Genomic DNA, 22,090 nt, shown 5'->3' with positions numbered 1-22,090 from the left:
AGGCGGGTGTACATGGTGGGGTCGCCGAAAACTGCACGGACGTCCACGGTGCCAGCGCGCCTCGCCCCGGTTCAAGGCCAATAGCGACAGCCTTGAACAAGGGAGAGAATCGCCGCCGGGCCTGGCCCGGCGCGACCGGTGAGGCGTGGGGGGGGCCGGGGCCGGCCCCCCCCCGGGGGGGGCAACACCCCCCCCGGGTTGGGCGCCCCCCCCGCCGCACACGCCTCACCGGTAGCGCCGGGCCATGCCCGGCGGCGATTCTCTCCCTTGTTCAAGGCTGTCGCTATTGGCCTTGAACCGGGGCGAGGCGCGCTGGCACCGTGGACGTCCGTGCAGTTTTCGGCGACCCCACCATGTACACCCGCCTGCTGTTGACCAAGGAAAAGGCCTCTCCAACCGATGCATACGTTGGCGGCGGTGCGTTTCTTCCAGAGAACATACCTTGGCCAGCCTGTGTTGAAGGCCGTGCGCTCTTTCACCTGATGGCACTCCCTGCACATTGGTTCTATCCGCAGGGCGTTGCTGAGGATTTCTGGTTCTCAGTCTTCATCCCCACCGATACGCGGGATCATTCCCACTCCCGTCGGCTGCGCGCGGTGCAGGGAACTAGCGACGCAGTTGTGCTCGCATACAGGCGTGGCGGCGCATCCAGAAGCCGATGCATGAGCGACTCGCTTGAGCGCGGCCGTATCGAGCGTGTGGAGTGTTTGGAACCTGACGATGATGAGAACCTGGATTCCAAGCTGGATGGAGTCGATGCATGGCTGCAATCACCTTTGACGTGGAATGGCGGTCGCCGTCGCTTGATGCTCTACGGCGCGGACATCGACGGCATTCTGCCTTCGCAAAAAGGCGTACTGTCCGACGGCATGGCGTATCTGTTCCTCCGGGATAAGCCTGATTTTTCTCCGGTAGGACGCGCCGGGGCGTTCTTTCTCCAATTGGGCTGAATCAGTTTTTGCTGCGTCGCGCGCTGGCTCTGCACCGAAGTCCACATCCACGCGCGGCGTGGATCTACTGCACCCGGTAGTGCCGGCCGCTGGCCGGCAACGCCCTACCGGTAGCACCGGGCCGTGCCCGGCGGCATTCCGGTCCGTCGCCGCGATGCGGCTCGCCGGGCATGGCCCGGCGCTACCGGCCTCATCCACGCATGGCGTGGATTTACCAGTCCCCGGCCAGCAACGCGTCGGCCAGCACCTGCAGCTTCGGCGAGTGCTGGCGCGACGGCGGGTAGATCAGCGACAGCGCACGGCTGCGGCCCTCGAACGGCTGCAGCACGCGCAGCAGGCGGCCGTCGGCCAAGGCGTCGGCCACCGCGAAATCCATCACCTGCACGATGCCGATACCGGCGATGGCCGCTTCCACCAGCGGATCGCCGCTGTCGAACACCATCCGCGTCGGTGGTGTGACCTCACGCAGTTGCCCGTCCTGCAGGAACTGCCAGTCCACCAGCCGGCCACTGCGCAGGTTGCGCACCGCCAGGCAGGCGTGATCCCGCAAGGCGGCCACATCGTCGGGCGCGCCACAGCGGTCGAGGTAGTCCGGGCTGGCCACCGTCACCCAGCGCAGCGGCCGCAGTGGCCGCGCGACGATGCGCTGGTCGGCGATGACGCCGGTGCGCAGCGCGGCATCGAAACCTTCCTCGACCAGATCGACCAGGCGGTCGTTGAGCACGGCTTCCACCTGCAGATGCGGGTGCTGCTGCAGCATCGACCCCAGCAGCGGTACCAGCACCTTGCGCCCGAACATCGAGGGCGCACTGATCTTCAGGGTGCCCGAGGGTGTGCACGGACGGTCGGCCAACTGGCGTTCGGCGTCCTCGAGACCGCACAGCAGCGGAGCGACCTGATCGACGAACTGACGACCATCCGGGGTCAGTGCCACGTTGCGGGTGTTTCGCTGCAGCAGCTTCACCCCGAGCGTGGCCTCCAGCCGACTGATCGCGCGCGACAGGCCTGACTGGCTCAGGCCCAGTGGCCCGGCGGCGACGGTGAAACTGCGTGCTTCGGCCACCTGCACCAGCATGCGCACGGCATTGAGGTCCATCGAGGTTCCATTCATGCTGAAAATCATGACAGATATGGACGGAAAGGGGTTTATTGATAGCTCTGCATCAATGAGACTGCGCTCCCCCACAGCACCGGAGCGTCGATGCCTCCCCTCAAGTACCCGCGCTGGGCGCTGACCCTGCTGGCCACCGCCCAGCTGATCATCGCCCTGGACGCCACCATCATCTTCGTCGCCCTGCACGACATGGGGCGCGCGCTGCAGATCAATGCGCAGCAGCTGCAATGGGTGGTCAGTGCCTACACCGTCGCCTTCGGCGGCAGCCTGCTGCTGGGGGGCCGCGCCGCCGACCTGATCGGCCGTCGCCGCTTCTACCGGCTGGGCATGCTGCTGTTCGCACTGGCGTCGCTGCTCGGCGCGCTGGCGCCGAACGCCACCCTGCTGATCATCGCGCGTGCGGCGCAGGGCATCGGCGCGGCATTGTTGTTCCCGGCCACGCTGGCGCTGATCAACACGTTGTATGCGGAAGGTCCGGTGCGCAACCGTGCACTTGCGATCTGGAGCATGGCCAGCGCGGTGGGCCTGGCGCTGGGCACGCTGCTCGGCGGCGTGCTGACCCAGGCGTTCGGCTGGCCGGCGGTGCTGGCGGTGATCGTGCCACTGGCCACCACCTGCGCGGTCGCTGCGGGCGCGTGGTTGCCAGCCGATGGCCCGCGTCTGCAGGGCCGTTCCTTCGATCTGGCCGGTTGCCTCACCGTCACTGCCGGCGGCAGTCTGCTGGTCACTACCCTCGTGCAAGGGCCGGAGTGGGGCTGGACTGCGCCGGCCACGCTGGGCTGCCTGTTGCTGTCGGTGCTGCTGCTGGTGGCGTTCGTGCAGATCGAACAGCGCAGCCGCGATCCGCTGATGCAGTTCGCGTTGCTGCGGCTGCCCGGACTGCGCGCGGCACTGGGCCTGACCTTCGCCTTCATGAGCAGCTATGGAGTGCAGTACTACTTCATGGCGCTGTACTTCCAGGACGGCTACGGCTGGAGCCCGCTGCAGGCCGGCTTGGCTTTCCTGCCGGCGACGGCGGTGTGCACGGTCGGCATCCAGCTGGCGGAGTGGGCGCTGAAGCGCTGGAGTGCACGCAAGGTGCTGGTGCTCGGCCAGCTGGCCGGTGCCGTTGGCATCGCCTGGGCCGCAGCAACACTCCCGCACGCCTCGAACTTCTGGCCGCTGCTGCCCGGCGTGGTAGTGCTGAGCATCGGCCAGGGCATGACCTGGACCTCGATGTGGATCGTGGCCGGGCAGGGCGTGCCGTCCGCACAGCAGGGTGTTGCATCTGGCATGGCGGCGACCGCGCAGCAGATCGGTGGTGCGCTGGGCCTGGCGGTGCTGGTGATGGTGGCCAATGCCCATGCGGGTGCAGCCGGTTCGCCGAGTGCACTGGCCGGGCTGGTGCGCGCCGAATACGGTGCCGCCTTGTTTTCACTGTTCGGCGTGGTGATCGCGCTGGGCCTGCGCCCGGTGCCGGCCGAATCGGCCGCCACCGTCTGCCCGGCCAACGAGGCATGATTGAAGGCGCTGCCGTGGGTGGATGTGCCGCGCCTGTGGCAGTGCCGGCCGCTGGCCGGCAAACACATTGATCCAACTACCCTGAGGTTTCCAGCCAGCGGCCGGCACTACCGATCCGGAATGGATCCACGCGCATTCAACCCAGCGCCAGCAACTGCGGCTGCAACGCGCTGAAGATCCGCGCCAGCCGCTCTGCCCACGCCTGCTGCCCGGCGGCATCGGCGATCAGGTCCTGGCGGATCTCCAGCTCCACGTGCACCAGGCCGCGCCCTTCACCATGCACCGGTACCGCGTAGTCGCTGGTACTGCTGACCGAATACGGTTCGTTGTCACCCACCACCAGGTCGCCTTCATCGCGCAGTGCCTGCAGCAGGGCATGCGCAAAGCGCGTGTCCTGGTGGTACAGCACGCCGGCGTGCCACGGTCGCTGCGCGCCGTTCATCACAGGGGTGAAGCTGTGCATCATCACCAGCAGGGTGGGGCGGCCGGCAGCGCGGCGCGCGTCCAGTTCCGCATCGATGCGGGCGTGGTACGGTGCGTGGATCGCATTGATGCGCTGCTGCCGCTGCGCCGCCGACAGCGCGGCATTGCCGGGCACCACGGTGTGGTCGCTCACCTCCGGAATCAGCGTGGGCGAGGCCAGTGGGCGGTTGCAGTCGATCAGCAGCCGCGAATAGGTCTGTTCGATCGCCCAGGCATCCAGCCGTTCGGCCAGTGCACGAGTGGTGCCGGCAATGCCGATGTCCCAGCCGATATGGCGGTCCAGTTCGGCCTGCGGCAAGCCCAGGCCTGCGAGGGCACGCGGCACCTGCTGGCCGGCGTGGTCGGCCAGCAGCAGGTACGGCGACGCGCCCTGCGGCCGGTGGAGGGTGTAGATCGCCGGGTCGTCGGCGCCGAGCAGCGCCGGCAGCGCATGCAGGTCGGCGTCAGCCACGCGGGCGTCCGTCCAGGTGATGCTCGATCATCCACAGCCCGGCCCAGAGCTTGGCGTCCAGCTCGTAGCCTTCGCCCATCTTCTGCACCAGCCAGGCCGCTGCCTCACTGCGCGGAATCTCGTGGACGATGATGTCCTCGCTGTCGTCGCCACCCCCTTCGCCGATCCGGCGCAGGCCGGTGGCGCGCACGAAGGCGATCTTCTCGCTGCTGGCGCCGGAAGAGGTCGGGCCGATCAGCAGCACTTCGGCGTGATCGGCGGTCCAGCCGGTTTCTTCCTCGAGCTCGCGCACGGCCGAGACTTCAATCGATTCGCCGGCGTGGATGTCGCCGACCAGGCCGGCCGGCATCTCGATGGTGGGGGCCTGCAGCGGTACACGGAACTGTTCGACGAACAGCACCTTGTCCTCCGGGGTGACGGCGATGATGATCGCCGCCAGGCCGCCGGCGTGGGTGCGTTCGCTGTATTCCCAGGTACCGCGCACGACCATGCGCTGGTACTTGCCTTCATAGACGACACGCGGGGCTTCGGTATTGCGCTGGCTCATGCGGGCTCGCTGTGGGTGGGAAGAGGGTCGGCCACGCCAGCGGCATCGAACAGCCGGCGGCGGGTCATCGGGCCGAATCGAAGGGTCTGGCACAGGCCACCGAGCAGTTCCGGGTCGGCCGCCTGGCGCAGCAGGCCGGGTTGGCTGCCTTCCAGCGGCGCGTCCAGCGCGATGGTGGTCAGCTGGCGCCAGAGCCGGGCATGCTCGCGCTGCTCGCGCAGGCGCACCGCCATCTGGGCCGCGCCGCGCAGGCGCAGGAACGGCACTTCGTCCAGGCGTTCGTACAGTGCATCCATGCTGCCGAAATGGGCCAGCAGCACGGCGGCGGACTTGCTGCCCACGCCACTGATACCGGGAATGTTGTCCACCGCATCGCCGCACAGCGCCAGGTAGTCGGCAATCTGGTGCGCGTGCACGCCGTGCCGCGCCTTCACCCCGGCCACGTTCCAGCGCTGGTTGCGCGCATAGTCCCACTGCTCGTCATGGTCGGCCAGCAGCTGCGACAGGTCCTTGTCGGCGGAGATGATCACGCCGCGATGGCTGCTGCGGTGAACGTGCAGGGCGCTGCCGATCAGGTCGTCGGCCTCGTATTCGTGGTGCGCCAGCACCGCCAGGCCCAACGCCGCGCATAACGCCTTGCAGTGCACGAACTGCCGCTTGAGTGCTTCCGGTGCCGGATCACGGTTGGCCTTGTAGGCCGGGTACAGGCGGTGGCGGAAGCCGCTGTCGAGCGCTTCATCGAAGGCGATGGCGATGTGCTGCGGGCGCTCGCGCTCGAGCAGGTCCAGCAGGAAGCGGGCGAAACCGTGCACGGCATTGGTCGGCCAGCCCTGCGCGTCCTGGAACTGGTCCGGCAGCGAGTGCCAGGCGCGGAACACGTAGATGCTGGCATCGACCAGGTACAGCGAAGGCGGCGGTGCCGGCAGGCTCATGCCGGCGGCGCCCAGTCGCGCAGCAGCGCGGCCGGGTCCGGACGCTCGCGCTCGGGTACGGCGGCCTTCGGCGTACCGATATGGATGAAACCGGCGACGCTCTCGCCCTCGGCCAGGCCCAGGTAGGCGTGCACGGCGGGGTCGAAGGCCATCCAGGCGGTCAGCCACTGCGCGCCGAAGCCCAGCGCCTGTGCGGCCTGCAGCAGGGCGAAGCAGACGCAGCCGGCGGTCATCAGCTGCTCCTGTTCGGGGACCTTCGGGTCCGGGCGCGGGCTGGCCACCACCACGATCACCAGCGGGGCATGACTGAAACGCTGGCGGTCCTTCTCGAATACCGCCTCGCCGGCATGCGCGTCGCGCTGGCGGCTGCGCTCGGCTAGGAACTTGCCCAGAGTGTGACGTGCATCGCCGGCGATCTTCAGGAAGCGGAACGGTACCCGCTTGCCGTGGTCGGGCACGCGTACGGCCGAGGCCAGCATGCGCTGCAGGGTTGCCGGGTCCGGGCCGGGCTCGCCCAATTGCCGCGAGGGCACCGAGCGGCGGGCATCCAGGGCAAGCAGGGCAGTGGGGTCGGGCATGGAGTCTGAACCGGTCATCACGGGCATTTGATTATAGTCGGGGTGGTCGAAGACGCCGTCTGGGTCGCGTCCAGCCCCTGAATACCAAACTGTGATGAACATCATGCCACTGGCGGGAAAGGGACGGCCGCCTGCTCTCGCCTCGTGGGCCTTGCACGGCTTACGATATCCATCTTGCCGGGCCGCCGGTCATGAGGTTTGAAGTGAGGACTGTTTCACTGTCCGTGACGGGCTGGCCGGCCTACCATCGACGTACCGGTACATGGGGTGTGCCGGCCGCCGCGATGTCCATGCTGACTGTCGTACCAGAGAAGGTGGGGAGCCTTCCCGAATGATGAGCGCGCCCACACCGATGGGATCGCCGGGTCGTGACCCGGTCCAGTTGCAGCGTGCCCGGGACATGGTCCTGCCCGCGCTGTGCCAGGTTTTCGGGGCCGCACTGGCGCGTTTCGACGACGCACTGTTCGACCGCGCCGGCAATGCCGGTTCGTCGCAGCTGCTGTTCCTGGATGCGATGCGTGAACTGCGCCGCCGCCGCGAGGACATCGCCGGTGCCTTCGCCGGCCATCTGCAGCGGGCTTGGGACGCGCTCGCCAGCGGCGAGCCACTGTCGGCCGAGGCGACCCTGTCCGGTCCTGCCGAAGATGGCCTGAGCCTGCTGGCCGAACATGTACTGGAATCGCGGCTGGCGGTGCGCAATTTCGCCACCGTGCTGCTGCGCGACTTCAAGCCGGTGCTGGCGCGGCTGGACCGGCGCCTGGGCCGCCTGATCGGCGGCGCCGAGCTGGATGCCGACCACAACCCGGTCAGCCCCGAACACCTGGGCGTGGCCATCCACGAGGCCTTTGCCGGCTGCGAGCTGGCGCCGGAAGTGCACCTGGTGCTGATCAAGCTGTGCGAGCGCGACCTGCGCGCGCCGGTGGGCCGCATCTACGAGAAGCTGGACGAGCAGCTGGCCGCCGCTGGCGTGATGTCGCAGGTGGGGGCCCCGCGGCGTCCATTGTCGGCCGCGCCCGACCCGCGCATGGCGGCGGGGGCGGATGATCTGGTCGAGCCGCGCCACGCGGCGGGCTTGGAATCCGAGTTCAGCGATGATGAGCAGGCCGCGCCGGCCTGGGCGCAGCGCTTCGCCGCGCGCTGGTCCGAGCGCCGTGGCCACATGCAGCAGCATCTCGGGGGCGACGATGCCGGCAACGGCGAGGCGTATGCCGGCCAGCAGGGCATGCTGCTGGAGGCCCTGCATGAGCTGCTGCAGCAGACCCGTCACGTTCGCGAGGATGCCACCTCGGCCGCGCAGGTCGCGGTCGGCCAGCATCGCCCGTTGAGCCAGCGCGAGATGATGTCGGTGCTGTCACTGCTGCAGGCCACGCCCAGCGCCACCCTGCGCGCGGCCATCGGCGAGGACGGCGAATCCCTGGCGCAGCGCTTGAAGAGTGAAGTACTGTCCAGCGCGACCCGGCTGGGCGTCGATCCGGGCCAGACCCGGCTGGACCCGCAGGACGAGGATGCGATCGACCTGGTGGGCATGCTGTTCGACGTGATGCTGGACGAGCGCGAACTGGAAGGCCGCTCGCGCGAGCTGATCGGCCGCCTGGTGGTGCCCTTCGTCAAGGTGGCGATGCTCGACCGTCGGATGTTCGTGCAGAAGACCCATCCGGCGCGCAAGCTGCTCAACTCGCTGGCGGAGGCCTGCGAGGGCAACACCGGCGAGAGCCAGGCCGAGCGCATGCTGATGGCCAAGGTCGAGGAGATCATCGAACGGCTGGTGGCCGAGTTCAACGAGAACCTGGCGATCTTCCTGACCCTGGAAGAGGAATTCCGCGAGTTCCTCGTGCAGCACCGCCGCCGCGTGGAAATCGCCGAGCGGCGCGCCGCCGAAACGCAGCGTGGCCAGGAAAAGCTGGAAATGGCCCGCAGCCGGGCAGGTGCCGAACTGGACCGTCGCATCGGCGATGCCTCCCTGCCGCCGGCCATCGCCGAGTTCCTGCGCCAGCCGTGGCAGCACCACCTGACCCTGGCCCTGCTGCGCGAGGGCGAGGAGGGCGCGTCGGTGGCCGAGGCACTGAGCCTGGCCGACGGCCTGCTGGAGGAAGTGGCCGAGGCGCGCCGCCAGATCGTCGGCAAGCCATGGCTGCAGGCCTGGCAGCCGGCGCTGGCCAAGGTGTTCGGCAGCGTTGGCGTGCACGGTGATGCCGCCACCGGCGCCATTGATGCCCTGCATGACACCTTGCAGGGCATTGCCGAATCGCGGCCGGAGCTGCAGCGCGCGCTGCCGGAGCTGCCGCAGGTCGCGTTGCCGGTACCGCCGGTGGCTGAATCGCCAGCGGTCGAGCTCGGCGGGCAGATCGACGCCGACGATTTCGACAACGCCGATGCCGACCGCTTCCGCCGCATGGAAATCGGCAACTGGCTGGATTTCGTCGACAAGGACGGCAAGGTCCAGGCCGGCAAGCTGTCCTGGGTCAGCCCGATTTCCTCGCGTCTGTTGTTCGTCAACCGTCGTGGCGTGCGCTTCTGCGTGGCCTCGCCGGAAGAACTGGCGGTGATGGTGCGGCTGGGCCGCCTGCGTGCCCACGTTGACGATGGCGCCTTCGACAGCGCGATGCAGGGTGTGATCGATCGGCTGGACCCGGGCAGCGCAACGCTGCACTGAGCCGTGGCCGCCTGCTAGGATCGGGAAAACTCACCGATCAGCGGGGACCTGCATGGCCGTGGCGTTGCTGGGGATCAAGGAGACCGCGCCGGGCGAACGGCGCGTGGCGCTGACGCCGGAAACCGCGCGCAAGCTCGGGGCCATGGGCATTGCCGTCTGGTATGAGGCGGGCGCGGGTTTGGCCGCTGGTTTCACCGACGCCGCCTATGACGATGCCGGTGCACGCGTCTTCGACGCGGGCCGCTGGGCCGAGATCGACATCCTGCTGTGCGTGCAGGCCCCCCCTGCGGCGGTGCTGGAACAGCTCAAGCCCGGCGCCAGCGTGGTCGGCCTGCTGGCCCCGGCCAGCGATCCGGCGCTGGCCGCGCTGGCGACCGATGGTCGCCTGCAGCTGTTCCCGCTGCAGCAGCTGCCGCGCACCACCCGTGCGCAGGCGATGGATGTACTCAGTTCGCAGGCCGGCATGGCCGGCTACAAGGCGGCGCTGATCGCTGCAGAACGTGCACCGCGTTTCTTCCCGATGCTGACCACCGCCGCCGGCACTGTGCGCCCGGCCAAGGTGCTGGTGATCGGTGCCGGCGTGGCGGGCCTGCAGGCCATTGCCACCGCGCGCCGCCTCGGTGCACAGGTGGAAGGCTTCGACGTGCGCCCGGAAACCCGCGAGCAGATCCAGTCACTGGGTGCACGCTTCCTCGATCTTGGCGTGAGTGCGGCCGGCGAGGGCGGTTATGCGCGCGCACTGAGTGATGAGGAGCGCGCCGAGCAGCAGCGCCGGCTGGCCGACCACCTGCGCAGCGTGGATGTGGTGATCTGCACCGCAGCGGTGCCGGGGCGACCGGCGCCGACGATCGTGACTGCGGCAATGGTGGAGGGCATGGCTGCTGGCAGCGTGATCGTGGATCTGGCTGCCGAGAGCGGTGGCAACTGCGCTCTGACCCAGCCGGGGCAGTGCATCGAACACCAGGGCGTGACCATTGATGGCCCACTGGGCCTGGCCAGCCGCGGCGCGACCCAGGCCAGCGAGATGTATGCGCGCAACCTGCTCAACTTCGTCGCGCTGTTCGTGCGCGAAGGGCAGCTCGGTTTCGACTGGGAAGACGAGTTGCTGGCCAAGACGCGCTGGCAGGCGTGACCTGACCTGCATGCTGTAGAGCCGAGCCCATGCTCGGCTTGCGCAGACGCGATGAAGCAGCCGGGCGTGGGCTCGGCGCTACAGAGGATTGAATCTGGCCTTACCGGGGCTTCGCCGGCGGCGGGTTGTCGCGCACCCAGTCCTTGCGCTGTTCCGGCGTCATCTGTGACCAGCGCTCGCGCAGGGCATCGCGCTGCGCGGGGGGCAGCCCCCGCATCTGGCCGAACAGGGCGCGGGCCTGCTCGCGCTGTTCCGGGCTCATGTGCTCGAAGCGGCGCAGGCCGCGGCGGGCCTTGTCGCGCTCTTCCGGACTCATCGATTGCCAGCGCTGGCCGTGCGAGAGCATGCGCTGGCGCTGGCCGGCATCGGCGCTGTTCCAGCGGTCGCGTAGCGGCGCCAGCAGGGACTCCCGCTGCGCTTCACTCAACTGTTCCCAGGCCGGCAGCGGTGCGGCCGGCGCAGGGCGTGCGGCAGGGGCGGGCGCGGCGGTCTGCGCCACCGCCGGGACGGCCGGCAGCAGCAACAGGGTCATCAGCAGGGGCAGGGTGTGCAGTCGGGGCATGATTCACTCCATCGCCAGGTCGGTATCGCCCAGCCACAGGTACAGATCGGGATTTTCGTCGTAGAGCGCGCTGTTGTCTTCCACCGCGGCAAGCACAGGTGCCGGCGCAGGGCCCGTCAGCGTGCCATGGCCGGTGAACTGCAGGCCTATCCCCAGCGCCACGACCAGCGAGCATGCACTGGCCAGCCACCAGCGCCAGCGCCCCCGGTGGGCGGCCGTGGCGCCGTGGCGAGCGTGGCGCAGCCGGGCCAACGTTGCAGGCGACAGCGCCTGCAGCGACTGCGCATGCAGGCTGCGCAGGGTGTCGTCGGAAGGCAGGGAGCGTTTCACGGGTGGATCTCCAGATAATCCTGCAGCGCCTGCCGGGCGCGTGCCAGATGGGTTTTTACCGCGCCTTCGCTGCAGCCCATGGCGCGGGCAGTGGTGGCCCCGTCCAGGTCCTGCAGCACGCGCAGGGTGAAGGCCTCGCGCTGGCGGGCGGGCAGGCGGCGCAACGCGTCCACCAGCTGCTGGTACTGCTGGCGCTGTTCATGCGCCTGTGCCGGGTCGGGGCCAGGATCGGCCCAGTCGATCCCGCCGCCTTCCGCGTCCTGGTTGTCGCGCCAGAACGGCAGGCGGAAGCGGCGCCGGCGCTGCACGTCGATCACGCGCCGGCGCAGGATGCTCCAGAACAGCGGCGCCCATTCGGCCGCCGGCTTGTCGGCGTAGTCCAGCATGCGCATCAGCGCGTCCTGCACCGCATCCATGGCGTCTTCGCGCTGGCGCAGGCCGGCCTCGGCGAAGCGGAACGCACGCGGGCCGACGCTGGCCAGGAACGCCTCCAGCGATGCCGGTGGGGCATCGGTCTCGGCGCTCGGGGGGACGGGGCTGCTCACCAGCACAGGGTACGGTTCCTCGCTCGGGGTCACCATCGACAACGCGTGAGCGCCGCTTCGGTTGACGCCGGGTGCACGCGGGGTTCAGCCCATGGTTATGATGGGACGACGAAGACAGAGCAGGAGCGTTGCCAGTGAGTGACGGGTTCGTGGCGCTGTACATCTTCATGCTGGCGGCCATCGCCGGCCACGTGATCATTTCGCGGGTGCCGGTGATCCTGCATACGCCGCTGATGTCGGGCTCCAACTTCATCCACGGCATCGTGCTGATCGGCGCGATGGTGGTGCTGGGGCATGCGCAGACGCCGCTGGACAAAGCCCTGGGCTTCCTCGCCGTGGTGCTCGGTGCCGGCAACGCCGCCGGTGGCTACGTGGTCACCGCGCGCATGCTGGAAATGTTCAAGCCGAGCGCGCCCAAGGGGGGCCAGGACGAACCGAAGGAGCCGCAGGCTTGAACATCAGCACCGTCGAACTGCTCGATTGGCTGGTCAAGGCCAGTTACCTCGCTGCCGCCACGCTGTTCCTTCTGGGCCTTCAGCGCATGGCCTCGCCGCTGACCGCGCGCAGCGGCATCCGCTGGGCAGGGCTGGGCATGCTGCTGGCCACGGTGGCGACCTTCTTGCTCCCCGAACTGCACAACGTGCCGCTGATCCTGGTGGCGCTGTTGCTCGGCGCCGGCCTTGCCTGGTGGTCGGCCGGCAAGGTCGCCATCACCGACATGCCGCAGATGGTGGCGCTGTACAACGGCATGGGCGGTGGCTCGGCGGCGGCGATCGGTGCGGTGGAACTGCTGCGCTACGCCTTCCTCGCCCATCGCGATACCCGCCACTGGAGCGCGCAGGCGCTGGCCGACCTGGCCGGGCGCCAGCCGTCGGGCACGGTGCTGCTGCTGGCGGTGGTCGGCGCGGCGATCGGTGCCGTGTCGCTGTCCGGTTCGGTGATTGCCTGGGCCAAGCTGGATGGGCGCCTGGACAAGCGCGTGACCTGGCCCGGCCAGCAGGTGATGAACCTGCTGGTGGCGCTGGCCGTGGTGGTGCTGGCGATCATCGCCGCCAGCACGCTCAGCACCTGGGCGATCGTCGCCTTCTTCGTACTGGCGCTGGCGCTGGGCGTGCTGATGACGCTGCCTATCGGTGGCGCCGACATGCCGGTGGTGATCTCGCTGTACAACGCGTTCACCGGCCTGGCGGTGTCGTTCGAAGGCTACGTGCTGGGCAACGAGGCATTGATCATCGCGGGCATGATGGTCGGCGCCGCCGGCATCCTGCTGACCCGGCTGATGGCCAAGGCGATGAACCGGCCGATCCGCAATGTGTTGTTCTCCAACTTCGGTGGTGGCGCCGGCGGGGAAGCGCAGGCGATCAGCGGTGCGCAGAAGCCGATTGACGCGTCGGATGTCGCGGCGATGATGGCCTACGCAGAACGCGTGGTGATCGTGCCTGGTTACGGCATGGCCGTGGCGCAGGCCCAGCACAAGATCTGGGAGCTGGCGCAGCGGCTGGGCCAGCGCGGGGTGAAGGTGAAGTTCGCCATCCATCCGGTGGCCGGGCGCATGCCCGGGCACATGAACGTGCTGCTGGCCGAAGCGGGTGTGCCCTATGACCTGATCGCCGACATGGACGACATCAACCCGGAGTTTGCCAACACCGACGTGGTGCTGGTGATTGGTGCCAACGACGTGGTCAATCCGGTGGCACGCACCGACCCGGCCAGCCCGATCTACGGCATGCCGGTGCTGGACGTGGTCAATGCGCGCAACGTGGTGGTGATCAAGCGCGGCAAGGGCACCGGTTTTGCGGGCATCGAGAATGCGCTGTTCTACGCCGACAACGCCCGCATGCTGTACGGCGATGGTGCCGAAGCGGCAGCCTCGCTGGTCAGCGAGTTGAAGGCGCTCGACGGCGGGCAGTGAGGCCGTACCGGTAGCGGGGCGGGGCCGGGCCGGGCGGGGGGGGGGGGGGGGCCCCCGGGGGCCCCCCGCGCGCCCCCCCCCCCCGCTACCCTCATCCACGCGTGACGTGGATCTGCGCGGTCAGCGCGCCAGCCAGGCGCCCACGGCCACGCCCAGCGCCAGCCACAGCCATTCCACCGCGCCATTGGCGAGGGCGACCAGGGTCCAGGCCAGGTGCGGGCCCATCCGCAGGGTCGCGTCCCACAGGTCCAGCCCGATCGAGCCGCCCATCCAGGCGCTGGCGATGGTCCAGTTGGCGACGGCGGTCACCAGCAGGGTGCCCAGCACGACCAGTGCAATGCGCAGCCGGCCCGGGCCCAGCGTACCCATGCGCAGCATGAACACCAGTTCCAGGGCGGTCACGACCGCCATCCAGCCGACCTGCCGGCCGGTCATCAGCGCCAGCACCATCCAGGCGAGGGGAGCAACAAGCAGGCCCAGCAACAGCATGATGGGCCAGAGCCAGGTCACGGTCCTGGCACGCGCGGCATTGGAGGACATCGAAGCTCCCTGAAGATCACCCACAGGATACTGTGGTTTGCCGCAGTGCACCGGCGGCGGCAGGGCGGCTGGGCTAGAATGCCGTCTTGCGTGGCCCCGGCCACGGCCCCATATCGGTCCCCATGTATTCCCGTAGCAGCGAACCTGTCCACTTCGAACGCGATTGCGAGGCCGTGATGGTCCCGCAGGGCGACACCGTGACCCTGCCCGCCGGCAGCTATGGGTACATCACCCAGGCGCTGGGCGGCAGTTATTCGGTGTTCGTCGAGGGCAACCTGTTCCGCATCGCCGGCAAGGACGGCGACGCCATCGGCAAGGAAGCGCCGGCACCGCTGGAACTGCCGGCCGACGCCACCGATGAACAGGTGGAACAGCTGGTATGGCAGCAGCTGCGCACCTGCTTCGACCCCGAAATTCCGGTGAACATCGTCGAACTGGGCCTGGTCTACGAGGTCGAGATCAAGCACCTGGACGAAGGCAAGCGCGAGATCGATGTGAAGATGACCCTGACCGCACCGGGTTGCGGCATGGGCGAGATCCTGGTCGACGACGTGCGCAGCAAACTCGAAATGATCCCGACGGTGGCCGAGGCCGACGTCGACCTGGTGTTCGACCCGCCGTGGAACCAGCACATGATGTCCGAGGCGGCCCGGCTCGAGACCGGCATGCTTTGACCCACGGCCCGCAGTGACGCGGGCCCGGCAATACCCGCAACCAGAACAGGAAATCTCCGGTGTCCCAGTCCATTCCCAGCTTCGCCGTCACCCGTTCGGACCACCCGCGTAGCGCTGAAGAGCGCGCCAAGATCCTGGAGAAGCCGGGCTTCGGCCTGCACTTCACCGACCACATGGTGGAAGTACGCTGGGACAAGGACACCGGCTGGCACAACGCCAACGTGCGTGCCTACGGTCCGCTGCAGCTGGACCCGGCCGCGGCCGTGCTGCACTACGGCCAGGAGATCTTCGAAGGCATCAAGGCCTACCGCCATGCTGACGGCTCGATCTGGACCTTCCGCCCGGATGCCAACGGCCGTCGCCTGCAGCGTTCGGCGCAGCGCCTGGCGCTGCCGGAACTACCGGTGGAGATCTTTGTCGAATCGCTGAAGCAGCTGATCGCCGTCGACAGCGACTGGGTGCCGTCGGCCGACGAGTCGAGCCTGTACTTCCGCCCGTTCATGATCGGCGATGAAGCCTTCCTCGGCGTGCGCGGTGCGCACAAGGCCGGCTACTACGTCATCGCCAGCCCGGCCGGCCCGTACTTCGCCAAGGGCGTTGCCCCGGTGTCGATCTGGCTGTCCACCGAATACGCGCGTGCGGCCAAGGGCGGCACCGGTGCTGCCAAGTGCGGTGGCAACTACGCCGCCTCGCTGCTGCCTCAGCAGAAGGCGCAGGCGCAGGGTTGCTCGCAGGTGCTGTTCCTCGACCCGGTCGAGGGCAAGTACCTGGAAGAACTGGGCGGCATGAACGTGTTCCTGGTCTACAAGGACGGCACGCTGGTCACTCCGGAACTGTCCGGCAGCATCCTCGAGGGTATTACCCGCGAGAGCATCCTGCAGCTGGCCCGCGACCGCGGCATGAAGGTCGAAGAACGCAAGGTCAGCATCGACGAGTGGAAAGACGGCGTCGCCTCCGGTGCGATCAGCGAAGTGTTTGCCTGTGGCACCGCCGCGGTGGTCACCCCGATCGGCCAGCTGAAGGGCGAGGGCTTCTCGGTGGGCGACATCAACGCCCCGGCCGGCGAGGTGACCATGTCGCTGCGCAAGGAACTGACCGACATCCAGTACGGCCGCCTGCCGGACCGCCACAACTGGCTGGTCAAGCTGGGCTGATCGCCCACATCGAATCGTAGAGCCGGGCCCGCGCCCGGCTGCGCTTCTGGAAAGCCCGTCCCCGCGACGGGCTTTCTGCATTTCAGGCCAAGGGGGTCAGATCCCTTTCCGCGTGAAAAAGGATTTGACTCCGGATCGGCGGACGCCGATGTCGGCAAAGTCATTCCGGGACATGTGATGGCCCAGTCAGGTCTGTGCAGGACGCGAGAAAGTTCCTTCACCTTCACAAACCCTTGACCCGAAAAGTCTCAGAACGAACATTTCATCTAGCTGAAAAGACGCTGAAAATCTTGTGGTGTCCGGTTTCGGCCATTAGCGTCATCTGCACGGCGGATCGTTAGGGGGATCCGCTGGCTCGCCGGACTTCGAACCTCGCCAATGCAAGCCAGCCCAGGGTTCGGGCCGGTGCTTCTGCCGATTCCGGCATTCACACCACAAGAAAGGGAAATACGATGTCCCAGGTAACGCAACCGCGTGTGCGTCGAGTGTGGGTGGTCCTTGGTGCGTCCGTTCTGTCATCGCTGCTGCTGGCCACGCCTGCGCTGGCCGGCGATGTCCAGCTCAGCGGCCTGCAGTCCGCGCCGACCCACCAGCGTTTCATCGTGAAGTACCGCGACGGCAGCGCGCCGGTGGCCAACACCACCGCACTGGCCTCTTCACTGAAGAATGCCGCCGCCGGCGTGGCCAGCAGCCAGGGCCGCGCACTGGGCCTGCAGCAGGTCCGCAAGCTGGCCGTCGGCCCGACCCTGGTCAGGACCGATCGCCCGCTCGACCAGGCTGAATCCGAGCTGCTGATGCGCAAGCTGGCCGCCGATCCGAACGTGGAGTACGTCGAAGTCGACCAGATCATGCGCGCGACGCTGACCCCGAACGACACCCGCTTCAGCGAACAGTGGGGCTTCGGTACCTCCAATGCGTCGATCAACGTGCAGCCGGCCTGGGACAAGTCGACCGGCACCGGCGTGGTCGTGGCGGTGATCGACACCGGCATCACCAACCACCCCGATCTCAACGCCAACATCCTGCCCGGCTACGACTTCATCAGCGACGCCGCGATGGCGCGCGATGGTGGCGGTCGCGACAACAACCCGAACGATGAAGGCGACTGGTACGGCGCCAACGAGTGCGGCTCGGGCATCCCGGCCTCCAACTCCAGCTGGCACGGTACCCACGTCGCCGGCACCGTGGCGGCAGTGACCAACAACAGCACCGGCGTGGCCGGTACCGCGTTCAACGCCAAGGTTGTGCCGGTGCGCGTGCTCGGCAAGTGCGGCGGTTACACCTCCGACATCGCCGACGCGATCGTATGGGCTTCCGGCGGCACCGTCAGTGGCGTGCCGGCCAATGCCAATCCGGCTGAAGTCATCAACCTCTCGCTGGGTGGTGGCGGCAGTTGCTCCACCACCTACCAGAATGCGATCAATGGCGCTGTCGGCCGTGGCACCACCGTGGTGGTCGCCGCCGGCAACAGCAACACCAACGTGTCCTCGTCGGTGCCGGCCAACTGCCCGAACGTGATTGCCGTGGCGGCCACAACCTCGGCCGGTGCGCGTGCCAGCTTCTCCAACTACGGCACCGGCATCGACATCTCGGCACCGGGCCAGAGCATCCTGTCAACGCTCAACACCGGCACCACCACGCCGGGCAGCGCCAGCTACGCGTCGTACAACGGCACCTCGATGGCGGCGCCGCATGTGGCCGGCGTGGTTGCGCTGATGCAATCGGTCGCGCCAAGCCCGCTTAGCCCGGCGCAGGTCGAGAGCATCATCAAGAGCACCGCACGCCCACTGCCGGGGTCATGCTCGGGTGGCTGCGGTGCCGGCATCATCGACGCCAACGCCGCAGTGTCCGCAGCCATCAACGGGGGCGGCACTCCGAATCCGGGCGGCAACGTCCTGCAGAACAATGTGCCGGTCACCGGCCTGTCGGCCAGCAGTGGTTCATCGCTCAGCTACACCGTCAATGTCCCGGCCGGCAGCAGCCAGCTGCGCGTGGCGATCAGCGGCGGCACCGGTGACGCCGACCTCTACATCCGCCAGGGCAGCGCGCCGACCGACACGGTGTACACCTGCCGTCCGTACCTGAGCGGCAACAGCGAGACCTGCACGGTGAACAGTCCGGCCGCCGGTACCTGGTATGTGCGGGTGAAGGCGTACAGCACTTTCTCGGGCGTGACCCTCAACGCCCAGTACTGAGCCCAAGTCCCTCTCCATGGGCACGCCCCGGCCCAGGCCGGGGCGTTCTTGCATGGGGCCGGCGGTGGTACGTGCCGCCGCGCCATGGTGGGTGCCGACCTTGGTCGGCACGCTGTTCCTCAGACCGATTCGAAGCGGTTCGCGGCCACGTTCTTGCGCACGTGCTGCGGGTCGAAAATGCGGCCGTTCATGGCGATGTACACGCCGCTCGGCAGCGACTGCACCGCACCGATCGCACAGCCGATGTTGAACTCCGCATCCGAGCCGCGGAAGCGTGCCGGGCTCAGTGCACCGGTCATCACGATGGTCTTGTCCGGAATCGTCGCCAGCACCTTGCCGGTCTGCACCATCGAGTCGGTGCCGTGGGTCACCAGCACGTGCCGGGTCGGCTGCGCGGCGATGGTGGCGCGGATCAGCTCGCGGTCCTCATCGTTGATGTGCAGCGAATCCTTGCGCAGGATCGGAATCACGTTGAAGCGGAACGTCACGCCCAGCTCGCGCAGGATCATGCCGATCTGCGGATCGCCGATCTGGTAGTCCGACTTGTCGTCGAAGTAGATCTTGTCGATCGTGCCACCGGTGGTGACGACCAGGAGCTCTTCCATCATGTGCATGCGCGAAACCAGGACAGGTGCAGCGGCGCGGGGCCGGGAGCACAGATGATACGGCCCGGCGGGCGCAGCGTCAGCGTCGCTTGCCGAAGCGGGCGCGCAGCCCTGGCAGGCTGGCGCTGAAGATCACCAGCAGGGCCAGTGTGATTTCGATCAGCGCCAGCCAGCGCGTCTGCGGGTGGCTCCAGGCGCTCATCACGCCGTGGCTGAACCAGCCCAGGGCCAGTACCGAGGCCCAGAAACCCGTCCTGCGCCATCCCAGGCGCAGCGCAATGGCCAGCGCGAGCGGTGGCGCGGTAAACACCAGCTGGGTGGCCAGCCAGTGCTTGTCATTGATGAACCAGCCGGCGAACAGCGCAGCCAGCCCCATCAGGGCCAGCAGCAGGACCGTGCGCTGCCCGGTGCTCATCGGGCCAACCGCTGCGCGATGTCGGCCACCCGGCGGCCAAGCGCGCGCGCAAGCACGGCTTCATCGTCGGTCGGCTGCGGGTCGTCGGCGGCACCGGCCACGTGGCTGGCGCCATACGGCGTGCCGCCACTGGTGGTGTGGCTCAGCGCCGGCTCGGTGAACGGGATGCCGACGATCACGCAGCCATGGTGCAGCAGTGGTACCTGCATCGACAGCAGGGTCGATTCCTGGCCGCCATGCATCGAAGCAGTCGAGGTGAACACCCCGGCCGGCTTGCCCGACAGGGTGCCGTTGACCCATTCGGCGCCGAGCCCGTCGAGGAAATACTTCACCGGCGCGGCCATGTTGCCGAAGCGGGTCGGGCTGCCGAGCAGCAGGCCTTGGCATTCGGCCAGGTCCTGCACGCTCACGTAGGGGGCGCCATCGTCGGGCACCGGCGGCTGCGCGGTCTGGGTCACTGCGGCCACCGGCGGCACCGTGCGCAGGCGCGCGCTCATGCCAGGCACTTCGCCGACGCCCCGCGCGATCTGGCGCGCCAGCCGTGCCACCGAACCGCCCCGGCTGTAGTACAGCACCAGAATCTCGCCCATCGTGCCCGCTTCTCCTCGTCGTGTGGCCACCAGTATGGCTATCCTGCCAGCATTCCGCATCGGGTACCCTTTCGCCGATGGAACCTTTGGATACGCTCAACCTGTGGATGGAGCGCGCGCGGGATCGCGCACGGGCCATCAGTTTCGGCCGCTTCCTGTGGCACCGCTTCCTCGACGACCGCCTGTTCCAGGCAGCGGCGGCGCTGGCCTATACCACGGTGTTCGCGCTGGTGCCGCTGGCCATCGTGGTGTTCGGCGTGCTCTCGGCCTTCCCCGTTTTCGACCGCTGGAGCGACCAGCTCAGCGACTACGTCTTCTCCAACTTCGTGCCCAACGCCGCGCGCGCGGCCGAGGGCTACCTGCGGCAGTTCTCGGCCAGCGCCGGCCAGCTCACCGCCGCCGGCTTCATCGCGCTGGTGGTATCGCTGCTGATCACCCTCAACAGCGTGGAAGAGACCTTCAACCAGATCTGGCGGGTTGGCTCCACCCGGCCCAAGCTGACCCGCTTCCTGGTCTACTGGACCGTGCTGACCCTGGGCGCGATGCTCGCTGCTGCGTCGCTGGCGGTGTCGGCGCGGGTGTTCGCGTTGCCGTTGTTCGGTACCCAGGAGGGCCGTTGGCTGGCCGAACTGGCCCTGCGGCTGGCGCCGATCCTGATCGAGTTCGTCTGCATCACGCTGATGTTCCGGGTGGTGCCGCACCACACCGTGAAGTGGCGGCACGCGATACCCGGCGCGATTCTGGCGGCGGTGATCCTGGAGCTGGTGAAGTGGGGCATCGGGGCCTATCTGGGCAGCTTCCAGTCCTACCAGAAGCTGTATGGCACGGTGGCCTTCGTGCCGATCCTGCTGCTGTGGATCTACCTGTGCTGGGTGGCGGTGCTGCTGGGCGCATCATTGTCTTCGTCGATGGCGGCCTTCCGCTACCAGCCGGTGGAACTGCGCCTGCCGCAGGGGTATGAGTTCTATGGACTGCTTCGCCTGCTCGGCCGCTTCCAGCATGCACGGGCGAAGGGCAAGGGCCTGGCCGATGACGAGATCCTGCGGCTGGAGCCGATGCTGACCGATTCACTGCTGCAGGACCTGATCTGCAATCTGCAGGACATCGACCTGCTGCGCCGCGATGAGCGCGGCGAGTGGCTGCTGTCGCGCGATCTGGACCAGGTCAGCCTGGCCGATCTTTACGAATGCACCCAGCTGCGCATCCCGGTGGCCGAGCAGCACCTGCCGTATCGTGATGACAGCCTGGGACGTGCCGCATTGGCGGCGCTGGACGATCTGCGACTGCCCCTGCGTGAACGCCTGAAGCGCAAGGTCAGCGATATCTACACCGATTCTGGAGACATGCCATGACCCGCAAGACCCCGTTGCTGCTGCCGCTGGCACTGTTGCTGGCGCTGTCGGCCTGCAAGCCGGCCCAGGAGCCCACCCCCGCCAGCAGCCAGCCAGCGGCACAGGCACCGACCCCGGCCACCCCCGCAGCGGTGGAGGAGACCCCGGCCGAACGTACCACCGCCGAGTTCCCGACGCTGAAGATGAAGGCGGTGGACGGCAGCGACTACGACCTGGCCGCGCATCGCGGCAAGTGGGTGGTGGTGAACTTCTGGGCGACCTGGTGTGCCCCGTGCCGCAAGGAGATGCCCGAGCTGTCGGCGCTGCATGCGATGCGCAGCAACATCGAAGTGGTCGGCCTGGCCTATGAAGACATCGAGGTGCCGGAGATGCAGTCGTTCCTGACCAAGCATCCGGTGACCTATCCGATCGTGATCGTGGACCCGTTCGATCCGCCGGCGGACTTCGCCACGCCACGCGGCTTGCCGTTGACGCACCTGCTGGATCCGCAGGGCAAGCTGGCGCACACCTTCCTCGGCCCGGTGACGGCCGCCGACATCGAAAAGCAGATCGCTGCTGCCAAGTAGGTTGGGTATCGGCAGGGCTGCGCCCTGCACCCGCCGAAACTTTCAAGCAACGGCAACAGCAACTGCCAAAGTGCGATTTCCGTGTTGTGGCGGGGGGGGGGGGGGGGGGGGGGGGGGGGCCCCCCCACTTCCGCGTGGTGGGCGGGGCCCCCCCCCCCGGGGGGCCCCCCCCCCCCCCCCCCCCCCCCCCGCCCCGCCTCTGACAGATTTCTGCGATCTGGTAGATCCACGCCATGCGTGGATGAATCTCTTTCAGATCTCGAATCAATTCGGGGTCAGATCCGTTTTCCTGCGGAAAACGGATCTGACC

23 protein-coding genes are annotated in these 22,090 nt (G+C 68.1%); 11 read left to right on the top strand and 12 right to left on the bottom strand.

From position 1 onward, the window contains the following. Window positions 1-353 precede the first annotated feature (353 nt). The gene (locus R5H29_RS01660) at window positions 354-950 is read left to right on the top strand and encodes a hypothetical protein (protein WP_332328640.1); all 597 of its coding nucleotides are present in this window, start codon (window positions 354-356) and stop codon (window positions 948-950) included. Window positions 951-1,161: 211 nt separating this feature from the next. Here R5H29_RS01660 and R5H29_RS01655 read toward each other — a convergent pair whose 3' ends face one another. Then, entirely contained in the window at window positions 1,162-2,046 is an 885-nt protein-coding gene (locus R5H29_RS01655; protein WP_332328641.1) for a LysR family transcriptional regulator, read from the bottom strand. A gap of 105 nt (window positions 2,047-2,151) precedes the next feature. On the opposite strand from R5H29_RS01655, the gene R5H29_RS01650 reads away from it, so the two are divergent. Next, window positions 2,152-3,564: an MFS transporter gene (locus R5H29_RS01650; RefSeq protein ID WP_171952425.1), complete on the top strand. Its 1,413-nt coding sequence runs from the start codon at window positions 2,152-2,154 to the stop codon at window positions 3,562-3,564. 136 nt (window positions 3,565-3,700) lie between these two features. Here R5H29_RS01650 and R5H29_RS01645 read toward each other — a convergent pair whose 3' ends face one another. From R5H29_RS01645 to R5H29_RS01630, 4 genes are read right to left on the bottom strand one after another with little or no spacing between them, the layout of a single operon-like run. After that, entirely contained in the window at window positions 3,701-4,498 is a 798-nt protein-coding gene (locus R5H29_RS01645) for an N-formylglutamate amidohydrolase (protein WP_019661141.1), read from the bottom strand. Next, window positions 4,491-5,045: an NUDIX hydrolase gene (locus R5H29_RS01640; protein WP_019661142.1), complete on the bottom strand. Its 555-nt coding sequence runs from the start codon at window positions 5,043-5,045 to the stop codon at window positions 4,491-4,493. The genes R5H29_RS01645 and R5H29_RS01640 overlap by 8 nt, the downstream gene beginning before the upstream one ends. Next, entirely contained in the window at window positions 5,042-5,977 is a 936-nt protein-coding gene (locus R5H29_RS01635) for a 5'-3' exonuclease H3TH domain-containing protein (RefSeq protein WP_019661143.1), read from the bottom strand. Before R5H29_RS01635 ends, R5H29_RS01640 begins: the two co-directional genes overlap by 4 nt. Next, a complete protein-coding gene (locus R5H29_RS01630; protein ID WP_332328638.1) occupies window positions 5,974-6,555 on the bottom strand; it encodes a nitroreductase in 582 nt (193 codons plus the stop codon). The genes R5H29_RS01635 and R5H29_RS01630 overlap by 4 nt, the downstream gene beginning before the upstream one ends. Before the next feature lie 331 nt (window positions 6,556-6,886). Here R5H29_RS01630 and R5H29_RS01625 point away from each other — a divergent pair, with 331 nt between their 5' ends. Together R5H29_RS01625 and R5H29_RS01620 are read left to right on the top strand one after the other, a co-directional pair. Further along, the gene (locus R5H29_RS01625; RefSeq protein ID WP_021203205.1) at window positions 6,887-9,208 is read left to right on the top strand and encodes a DUF1631 domain-containing protein; all 2,322 of its coding nucleotides are present in this window, start codon (window positions 6,887-6,889) and stop codon (window positions 9,206-9,208) included. Window positions 9,209-9,260: 52 nt separating this feature from the next. Next, window positions 9,261-10,340, top strand: coding sequence for an NAD(P) transhydrogenase subunit alpha (locus tag R5H29_RS01620; protein ID WP_019661146.1), 1,080 nt, complete (start codon window positions 9,261-9,263; stop codon window positions 10,338-10,340). Between the two features lie 100 nt (window positions 10,341-10,440). On the opposite strand, the gene R5H29_RS01615 is transcribed toward R5H29_RS01620, so the two are convergent. The 3 genes from R5H29_RS01615 to R5H29_RS01605 are packed head-to-tail and all read right to left on the bottom strand — an operon-like array spanning window position 10,441 to window position 11,813. Further along, a complete protein-coding gene (locus R5H29_RS01615) occupies window positions 10,441-10,902 on the bottom strand; it encodes a DUF3106 domain-containing protein (protein ID WP_308305583.1) in 462 nt (153 codons plus the stop codon). 3 nt (window positions 10,903-10,905) lie between these two features. Continuing rightward, complete coding sequence (locus R5H29_RS01610) at window positions 10,906-11,232, bottom strand: hypothetical protein (protein ID WP_019661148.1); 327 nt, start codon at window positions 11,230-11,232, stop codon at window positions 10,906-10,908. Continuing rightward, complete coding sequence (locus R5H29_RS01605) at window positions 11,229-11,813, bottom strand: RNA polymerase sigma factor (protein ID WP_019661149.1); 585 nt, start codon at window positions 11,811-11,813, stop codon at window positions 11,229-11,231. The genes R5H29_RS01610 and R5H29_RS01605 overlap by 4 nt, the downstream gene beginning before the upstream one ends. A gap of 98 nt (window positions 11,814-11,911) precedes the next feature. Here R5H29_RS01605 and R5H29_RS01600 point away from each other — a divergent pair, with 98 nt between their 5' ends. Next, window positions 11,912-12,232, top strand: coding sequence for an NAD(P) transhydrogenase subunit alpha (locus R5H29_RS01600; RefSeq protein WP_332328637.1), 321 nt, complete (start codon window positions 11,912-11,914; stop codon window positions 12,230-12,232). Next, window positions 12,229-13,689, top strand: coding sequence for an NAD(P)(+) transhydrogenase (Re/Si-specific) subunit beta (locus R5H29_RS01595; RefSeq protein WP_332328636.1), 1,461 nt, complete (start codon window positions 12,229-12,231; stop codon window positions 13,687-13,689). Before R5H29_RS01600 ends, R5H29_RS01595 begins: the two co-directional genes overlap by 4 nt. 120 nt (window positions 13,690-13,809) lie before the next feature. Here the strand turns inward: R5H29_RS01595 and R5H29_RS01590 are convergent, their stop codons facing one another. Then, on the bottom strand, window positions 13,810-14,229 hold the full coding sequence (locus R5H29_RS01590; RefSeq protein ID WP_332328635.1) for a hypothetical protein: 420 nt from the start codon (window positions 14,227-14,229) through the stop codon (window positions 13,810-13,812). 122 nt (window positions 14,230-14,351) lie between these two features. Between R5H29_RS01590 and sufT the strand changes: the two genes are divergently transcribed. From sufT to R5H29_RS01575, 3 genes are all read left to right on the top strand, one after another. Beyond that, window positions 14,352-14,903: a putative Fe-S cluster assembly protein SufT gene (gene sufT / locus R5H29_RS01585; protein WP_005415385.1), complete on the top strand. Its 552-nt coding sequence runs from the start codon at window positions 14,352-14,354 to the stop codon at window positions 14,901-14,903. A 59-nt stretch (window positions 14,904-14,962) separates the two neighbouring features. Further along, window positions 14,963-16,057: a branched-chain amino acid aminotransferase gene (locus R5H29_RS01580; RefSeq protein ID WP_058980362.1), complete on the top strand. Its 1,095-nt coding sequence runs from the start codon at window positions 14,963-14,965 to the stop codon at window positions 16,055-16,057. 452 nt (window positions 16,058-16,509) lie between these two features. Further along, complete coding sequence (locus R5H29_RS01575; RefSeq protein WP_332328634.1) at window positions 16,510-18,252, top strand: S8 family peptidase; 1,743 nt, start codon at window positions 16,510-16,512, stop codon at window positions 18,250-18,252. A 119-nt stretch (window positions 18,253-18,371) separates the two neighbouring features. Here R5H29_RS01575 and R5H29_RS01570 read toward each other — a convergent pair whose 3' ends face one another. The 3 genes from R5H29_RS01570 to wrbA all read right to left on the bottom strand — a co-directional run bounded on the left by R5H29_RS01570 (window position 18,372) and on the right by wrbA (window position 19,862). Then, a complete protein-coding gene (locus R5H29_RS01570) occupies window positions 18,372-18,857 on the bottom strand; it encodes an asparaginase domain-containing protein (protein WP_010481766.1) in 486 nt (161 codons plus the stop codon). 79 nt (window positions 18,858-18,936) lie between these two features. Continuing rightward, window positions 18,937-19,272, bottom strand: coding sequence for a DUF2069 domain-containing protein (locus R5H29_RS01565; protein WP_019661155.1), 336 nt, complete (start codon window positions 19,270-19,272; stop codon window positions 18,937-18,939). Next, complete coding sequence (wrbA, locus tag R5H29_RS01560) at window positions 19,269-19,862, bottom strand: NAD(P)H:quinone oxidoreductase (protein WP_329847007.1); 594 nt, start codon at window positions 19,860-19,862, stop codon at window positions 19,269-19,271. The genes R5H29_RS01565 and wrbA overlap by 4 nt, the downstream gene beginning before the upstream one ends. Before the next feature lie 77 nt (window positions 19,863-19,939). On the opposite strand from wrbA, the gene R5H29_RS01555 reads away from it, so the two are divergent. Both R5H29_RS01555 and R5H29_RS01550 read left to right on the top strand, forming a co-directional pair. After that, the gene (locus R5H29_RS01555) at window positions 19,940-21,214 is read left to right on the top strand and encodes a YihY family inner membrane protein (protein WP_019661157.1); all 1,275 of its coding nucleotides are present in this window, start codon (window positions 19,940-19,942) and stop codon (window positions 21,212-21,214) included. Further along, complete coding sequence (locus R5H29_RS01550) at window positions 21,211-21,780, top strand: TlpA disulfide reductase family protein (protein ID WP_332328633.1); 570 nt, start codon at window positions 21,211-21,213, stop codon at window positions 21,778-21,780. Before R5H29_RS01555 ends, R5H29_RS01550 begins: the two co-directional genes overlap by 4 nt. Window positions 21,781-22,090 lie beyond the last annotated feature (310 nt).

The organism is Stenotrophomonas sp. A3_2 (assembly GCF_036624925.1).
In the GTDB taxonomy this organism is placed as follows: domain Bacteria; phylum Pseudomonadota; class Gammaproteobacteria; order Xanthomonadales; family Xanthomonadaceae; genus Stenotrophomonas; species Stenotrophomonas hibiscicola.
The sequence above is the reverse complement of the archived record's forward strand: the minus strand, read 5'-3'. Positions and strand labels throughout refer to the sequence as shown.

Bases quoted from the DNA above. Each gene is read 5' to 3' on its own strand.
- R5H29_RS01660 (WP_332328640.1), top strand. From the start codon at position 354: ATGTACACCCGCCTGCTGTTGACCAAGGAAAAGGCCTCTCCAACCGAT.
- R5H29_RS01655 (WP_332328641.1), bottom strand. From the start codon at position 2,046: ATGGACCTCAATGCCGTGCGCATGCTGGTGCAGGTGGCCGAAGCACGC.
- R5H29_RS01650 (WP_171952425.1), top strand. From the start codon at position 2,152: ATGCCTCCCCTCAAGTACCCGCGCTGGGCGCTGACCCTGCTGGCCACC.
- R5H29_RS01640 (WP_019661142.1), bottom strand. From the start codon at position 5,045: ATGAGCCAGCGCAATACCGAAGCCCCGCGTGTCGTCTATGAAGGCAAG.
- R5H29_RS01635 (WP_019661143.1), bottom strand. From the start codon at position 5,977: ATGAGCCTGCCGGCACCGCCGCCTTCGCTGTACCTGGTCGATGCCAGC.
- R5H29_RS01630 (WP_332328638.1), bottom strand. From the start codon at position 6,555: ATGCCCGACCCCACTGCCCTGCTTGCCCTGGATGCCCGCCGCTCGGTG.
- R5H29_RS01625 (WP_021203205.1), top strand. From the start codon at position 6,887: ATGATGAGCGCGCCCACACCGATGGGATCGCCGGGTCGTGACCCGGTC.
- R5H29_RS01620 (WP_019661146.1), top strand. From the start codon at position 9,261: ATGGCCGTGGCGTTGCTGGGGATCAAGGAGACCGCGCCGGGCGAACGG.
- R5H29_RS01615 (WP_308305583.1), bottom strand. From the start codon at position 10,902: ATGCCCCGACTGCACACCCTGCCCCTGCTGATGACCCTGTTGCTGCTG.
- R5H29_RS01605 (WP_019661149.1), bottom strand. From the start codon at position 11,813: ATGGTGACCCCGAGCGAGGAACCGTACCCTGTGCTGGTGAGCAGCCCC.
- R5H29_RS01590 (WP_332328635.1), bottom strand. From the start codon at position 14,229: ATGTCCTCCAATGCCGCGCGTGCCAGGACCGTGACCTGGCTCTGGCCC.
- sufT (WP_005415385.1), top strand. From the start codon at position 14,352: ATGTATTCCCGTAGCAGCGAACCTGTCCACTTCGAACGCGATTGCGAG.
- R5H29_RS01575 (WP_332328634.1), top strand. From the start codon at position 16,510: ATGTCCCAGGTAACGCAACCGCGTGTGCGTCGAGTGTGGGTGGTCCTT.
- R5H29_RS01570 (WP_010481766.1), bottom strand. From the start codon at position 18,857: ATGGAAGAGCTCCTGGTCGTCACCACCGGTGGCACGATCGACAAGATC.
- R5H29_RS01565 (WP_019661155.1), bottom strand. From the start codon at position 19,272: ATGAGCACCGGGCAGCGCACGGTCCTGCTGCTGGCCCTGATGGGGCTG.
- wrbA (WP_329847007.1), bottom strand. From the start codon at position 19,862: ATGGGCGAGATTCTGGTGCTGTACTACAGCCGGGGCGGTTCGGTGGCA.
- R5H29_RS01555 (WP_019661157.1), top strand. From the start codon at position 19,940: ATGGAACCTTTGGATACGCTCAACCTGTGGATGGAGCGCGCGCGGGAT.
- R5H29_RS01550 (WP_332328633.1), top strand. From the start codon at position 21,211: ATGACCCGCAAGACCCCGTTGCTGCTGCCGCTGGCACTGTTGCTGGCG.